The organism is Yoonia sp. (assembly GCF_017854565.1).
Taxonomy (GTDB): Bacteria; Pseudomonadota; Alphaproteobacteria; order Rhodobacterales; family Rhodobacteraceae; genus Yoonia.
Genome location: NZ_JAFMHJ010000089.1, coordinates 1 through 6,094, shown reverse-complemented (window position 1 = coordinate 6,094; position 6,094 = coordinate 1). Strand labels below are relative to the sequence as shown.

Genomic DNA, 6,094 nt, shown 5'->3' with positions numbered 1-6,094 from the left:
CTCTGAGGCCTGGGGTAGACGGCCATGCCCATGCCTTTGCGTTCTTCGGCCGGGTCGGTGTTTGTCAAACAAGTTGTCCACCGATTTCATGCAGCGTCTCTGATTTCAGGGGCGCTGATTTCGGTTTCTGGGTTAAGCCAGACTGGTCCGGCGGGTTGCCAGTTTCGGGTTTTGCCTGACCAGCGTTGTGGATTTTGCGCCCGGGCAAGGGCAACGACAAAGGCGCTGTCGAGGGTCTGGTCGGATATGCACGGCGCAACTTCATCGCACCAACTGCCTCGAAAGGCTACACATGTAGCGTGCTAAAACTGCTACACATAAAGCAGATATATAACCTCTAAGTATCTGTTTTTGCATCGAAAAATGGTGGGTGATGAGAGGCTCGAACTCCCGACATCTTCCGTGTAAAGGAAGCGCTCTACCAACTGAGCTAATCACCCGCTGGCCGTGCTTTAGGGTATATCTGCGGACGATGCAAGCCTCAGCTTAGCTGCTTTTGCACACCATCTTTCAAATGGAACACATTGCCCTGTCCACCCGGCAATTTCCCCAATTCCGGACGTCCCAGCCCCATCACAATTGTGCGCAACATCCGCGACGTAATGCCGTGGGTGATCAGCACGGCAGGCCCGGTCAGACCATCCAAAAAATCACGACAGCGCAGCTCCAATGCGGCAAATCCTTCGCCGCCGGGTGCATGTTCATAAAAGCCAATTGGCCCATCCGGGCCATCGTCATGATCGCGGGCCGTCAGCATCAGCCCATCTCGGATACGGCCCTGCCAGGTGCCCACGCCAATCTCGCGCAGCCGGTCATCGGTACGGATCATCGGGACATGGCAGGCAACCGCGATGCCTGCTGTTTCAATCGCACGTCCCTGCGGGCTGCATATGGCCGAAAACCCCTGTAAATCGCACCCGGACAATAATGCGGCCTGTCGCGCGGCCTGCGTCTTGCCGGTCTGGGTCAAGGGTGAATTCAACCCACCCTGCATGCGATTTTCGGCGTTCCAATAGGTTTCGCCATGCCGCAGGATGTAAAGTTCTGGAAACGCCATCTGACACCGCGCCCTGCGCTTGGGGATCTAGGGCACGTGCCTGTGCGCACCGGCGACCCAAAAAAGAAATGGTGGGTGATAAGGGATTTGAACCCCTGACATCTTCGATGTGACCGAAGCGCTCTACCGCTGAGCTAATCACCCAATAAAATCTGATTTAATCGTCATCATCGGCCTCTGCAAGACCCGTTTTGCCCGCACCGGCACTGTCTTTCATCGTCCGCAATTTCAGCGTGAACGCCTGTGCGCCATCGCCGATCTCTTTGGTCTTTACAACCCGCAGCTTGCCCAACGGCGGCAGAACCAACTCTTCGCCATTCGTCAGCGCCTCTGCCAAAACGGCCAGTGCGGCTTCAACCGCAGGCTTCACATCGCGTTTCTTAAGACCGGTTCTGGTCACGACACGATCCAGAAACACTGGCTTCTTAAGCACGTCGGCTGGGACATCATTGCCGTCGGTCACGACCGGGGCCAATTTCGCTGAACTCAACGATGGGGTGGGTGCGCGTGTCATCTTATCTCCTGCTTTTCCAAAGTGAACCTAGCGGATTTTGACGGCATTGCCACGGGTCTATTGAGGGGATTTGAATACAGGTAAACTGCGCAGTCGCATCGCAAAAAAAGGCGCGCCCATGGGGCGCGCCTTTCTGTCTTGTATCACGGGACTTAGTGGGCCCGTGCCTCTTCGATCCCGCCACCGGATTTCAAAGCGGCAGCCGCAGCCGCCTCTTCTTCGGCGGCTTCATCCCATTCAATCGGCTCCGGCTTGCGGACCAGCGCATGTTCCAGCACCTCGGACACATGCTTAACCGGGATGATCGTCAACCCTTCTTTCACGTTGTCGGGAATCTCGGGCAGGTCCTTGACGTTCTCCTGCGGGATCAACACGGTGGTGATGCCCCCGCGCAATGCCGCCAGCAGCTTTTCCTTCAAGCCGCCGATGGGCATCGCATTACCGCGCAATGACACTTCGCCCGTCATCGCAATATCGCGGCGAACCGGAATTTGCGTCAAAACCGACACGATGGATGTCACCATCGCCAGACCGGCCGACGGCCCGTCCTTTGGCGTCGCCCCATCCGGAACGTGGACGTGAATGTCGATCTTGTCGAACTTGGGCGGCTTTACACCGATTTCAGGCGCGATTGAACGGACATAAGACGATGCCGCATCAATCGATTCCTTCATCACGTCGCCCAGTTTCCCGGTCGTCTTCATCCGGCCCTTGCCGGGCAGGCGCAGCGCTTCGATATTCAACAACTCGCCACCCACCGACGTCCAGGCCAGACCGGTTACGACACCAATCTGATCCTCGGCCTCGGCAAGACCAAAGCGATACTTCTCGACGCCAAGAAAATCTTTCAGATTCTCGGCTGTGACCGTGATCACCTCGGCTTCTTTCTTGACGATCTTGGTCACCGCCTTACGAGCGATCTTGGCCAACTCGCGCTCCATATTCCGCACGCCAGCTTCGCGGGTATAAACCTGCACGATCGCTGTCAGCGCATCGTCGGACACGCTGAACTCCTTGGGTTTCAAGCCGTGGTTTTTCATGACCTTCGGCAGCAGATGCTGCTTTGCGATCTCGCGCTTTTCATCCTCGGTGTAGCCCGCCAGCGAAATGATCTCCATCCGGTCCAACAGCGGCCCCGGCATGTTATAGCTGTTCGCCGTCGTCAGGAACATCACGTTCGACAGGTCATATTCGACCTCAAGATAGTGATCGACAAACGTCGCGTTCTGTTCCGGATCCAACACCTCAAGCATGGCCGACGCCGGGTCGCCCCGGAAATCCTGCCCCATCTTGTCGATTTCATCGAGCAGGATCAGCGGGTTCGTCGTCTTCGCCTTTTTCAGTGCCTGAATGATCTTGCCCGGCATCGACCCGATATAGGTCCGACGGTGACCGCGAATTTCGCTCTCGTCGCGCACGCCACCCAACGAAATACGGATAAATTCGCGCCCCGTCGCCTTGGCCACCGATTTGCCCAGCGATGTCTTACCAACGCCGGGAGGGCCAACCAAACACATGATCGGTCCCTTCAGCTTGGCCGAGCGCTGTTGCACGGCAAGATATTCAACGATGCGCTCCTTGACCTTCTCAAGGCCATAGTGATCGTTATCCAACACCTCCTGGGCCTTGTGAAGATCCTTTTTGGTGCGCGATTTGATGCCCCATGGCAGCGCCAAAAGCCAGTCAAGATAGTTGCGCACGACCGTTGCCTCTGCAGACATCGGCGACATGTTCTTCAGCTTTTTCAGCTCTGCATCAACCTTTTCACGGGCTTCTGTGGAAAGCTTGGTCTCGGCAATCTTGGCTTCCAGTTCCGCGACCTCGTTCTGGCCTTCCTCGCCATCGCCCAATTCTTTCTGAATGGCCTTCATTTGCTCATTCAGATAGTATTCGCGCTGGGTCCGCTCCATCTGGGTTTTCACCCGGGTCTTGATCTTTTTCTCGACCTGCAGAACCGACATTTCGCCCTGCATCAGGCCAAACACCTTTTCCAGCCGCTCAGACACCGACAGCGTCTCAAGCAGGCCTTGCTTTTGTCCAACCTCAATGCCCAGATGCCCGGCCACAAGATCGGCCAGCTTGGCAGGCTCAGTGGCTTCACCGACAGCGGCCATGGCCTCTTCGGGGATGTTTTTCTTGATCTTGGCATAGCGCTCAAACTCGGCGGCAACATTGCGCACCAGCGCCTCGACCTCGGTGGGATCACCGGGCAACTCCGTCAGATATTCCGCAGATGCCTCGAAGAAGCTGTCATTTTCGATAAAGCCCGTGATGCGCACCCGGCTGCGGCCCTCGACCAGCACCTTTACGGTGCCATCGGGCAGTTTCAGCAGCTGCAACACATTGGCCAGCACACCGGCTTTATAAATACCGTCATGATCGGGGTCGTCCGCACTTGGGTCGATCTGACTGGACAGCAGGATTTGCTTGTCGTCCTGCATGACCTCTTCCAAGGCGCGGACAGACTTTTCCCGGCCGACGAAAAGCGGCACAATCATATGTGGGAACACCACGATATCGCGCAGCGGCAGGACGGGGTAGGATGAACTCAATGGTTCTTGCATGCTCATTTTCCTTTTTTGGCAAGACGCGCCGGTCCCGCATTGCGGCAACATGGTGCATCTCCTCTTCGGATCAACATGTGGGGTGGCGCCGTAGGCGATTCAACCAAACATGTGACGATATTGGACGACAGATTGCCTTTCCCGCCCGACAGCCGCAAGCGAACAAACGCAAAAAGATCGACCGACACGTCGTAAAAGTCAGCGTAGTGCTGAAATACACATGTTTTCGGGCAAAATCGGACAAATCACCGGGTGGTCAAACCGGCTCGATATCCCCTTGGGTCCTTCCCGCATGGAACCCCGCTTCCCAATCGGCAAACTGACCCACTGCAATCGCATCGCGCATGCCCTGCATTATTTCCTGAAAGTAATGCAGATTGTGCCAAGTCAAAAGCATCCCCGATATCATCTCGTGCGCGCGAAACACATGATGCAGGTAAGCCCGCGAATAATGCGAACAGGCCGGACAGGTGCAATGTTCATCCAACGGCCTTGGATCATCCGCGTGACGTGCGTTCTTGATGTTGATCACGCCACGCCGCGTAAACACCTGCCCCGTGCGGCCCGACCGGCTGGGCAGGACACAGTCCATCATATCAATGCCACGTTTTACAGCGCCGACAATATCGTCCGGCTTGCCTACGCCCATCAGATAGCGCGGCTTGTCCTTGGGCAGCATATCGGGGGCATATTCCAGCACGCCAAACATGGCCTCCTGCCCCTCGCCCACCGCCAAACCGCCCACCGCATAGCCATCAAAGTCGATTTCACGCAGTGCCTTGGCACTTTCTTCGCGCAAATCCTGCGTGACCCCGCCTTGCTGAATACCAAACAGCGCATGACCGGGCCGATCACCAAAGGCATCCTTGGACCGCGCAGCCCACCGCATCGACATCCGCATGCTCTCGGCCACGGCCATGTCGGTTGCGGGCAACGCGGGGCATTCATCAAAACACATCACGATGTCAGATCCCAACAGTCGCTGGATCTCCATCGACCGCTCGGGCGTCAGTTCGTGTTTCGACCCGTCAATATGGGATTTAAAGGTCACACCCTTTTCGGTCAGCTGGCGCAACTCGGCCAGCGACATCACCTGAAACCCGCCGCTATCTGTCAGGATTGGCTTTGACCAGTTCATGAATTTGTGCAGACCGCCCAAGCGGGCAATACGCTCTGCCGTTGGACGCAGCATCAAATGATAGGTATTGCCCAGCAAAATATCGGCGCCTGTCGCGGCAACACTTTCGGGCATCATCGCCTTGACGGTTGCGGCAGTGCCTACGGGCATAAACGCGGGCGTGCGGATATCGCCGCGCGGGGTATGGATCACGCCAGTGCGGGCCTTGCCGTCCGTGGCGTTCAAACTGAAAGAAAAATTCTGGCTCATCGCACGCTATTGCCGCAAACGCGCCAAATTGCCAAGGCGGAAAAAATGCCGCCGGGACCGACCCCCGCCATCGTTTCCAACTATTTTCATATAAAAAATTAAGCCAATTTTAACATATACCCCCATATAATTCCCGGCCCCGGCGCCAGACTATTTTGATCAATCTCTGGCAGAAGTATAAAAAATAAGGATTAATCAGTAAATCAGTCAGGGAAACAAATGACATACTCTCCCTTTTTTGGTGCATGCTTGGCAATCATTGCAGCCGCCCCCGCGTTTGCACAGGATTCTTCGGTGCAAATCACAGGTGCGATCGGCACATGGAACAACCAAGACGGCGGCAGCGACATTTTTAGCAATGGCGGCATCAACGGCGAAGATTCGCGATTTTGAGCCGATATCGGCCTCAGCTTTGCCGCATCTGCGGGCAATGGCCTAACCGCCGTAACCGCATTGGACCTCGGCTATATCAGCCGCGCCGATGACACATTGGATACGGACGATGCGACCAAATCGACCGCCGGTGTGACGCTGCGCCTTCTGAACGATCAAGGCGGCTTCACCTACGGTGG

The 6,094-nt window shown here is 56.2% G+C and carries 4 protein-coding genes and 2 tRNA genes; all 6 read right to left on the bottom strand.

The window, feature by feature from the left end; genetic code table 11:
- Positions 1-364: 364 nt before the first annotated feature.
- Positions 365-440, bottom strand: a tRNA-Val gene (locus tag QZ196_RS17110).
- 41 nt (positions 441-481) lie between these two features.
- A complete protein-coding gene (locus tag QZ196_RS17105; RefSeq protein WP_296428560.1) occupies positions 482-1,057 on the bottom strand; it encodes a histidine phosphatase family protein in 576 nt (191 codons plus the stop codon).
- 69 nt (positions 1,058-1,126) lie between these two features.
- Positions 1,127-1,201 (bottom strand) — tRNA-Val (locus QZ196_RS17100).
- Positions 1,202-1,214: 13 nt separating this feature from the next.
- On the bottom strand, positions 1,215-1,571 hold the full coding sequence (locus tag QZ196_RS17095; protein WP_296428558.1) for an HU family DNA-binding protein: 357 nt from the start codon (positions 1,569-1,571) through the stop codon (positions 1,215-1,217).
- A 152-nt stretch (positions 1,572-1,723) separates the two neighbouring features.
- A complete protein-coding gene (gene lon, locus QZ196_RS17090; RefSeq protein WP_296428557.1) occupies positions 1,724-4,135 on the bottom strand; it encodes an endopeptidase La in 2,412 nt (803 codons plus the stop codon).
- 256 nt (positions 4,136-4,391) lie between these two features.
- Complete coding sequence (gene tgt, locus QZ196_RS17085) at positions 4,392-5,522, bottom strand: tRNA guanosine(34) transglycosylase Tgt (protein WP_296428556.1); 1,131 nt, start codon at positions 5,520-5,522, stop codon at positions 4,392-4,394.
- Between the last annotated feature and the right edge of the window lie 572 nt (positions 5,523-6,094).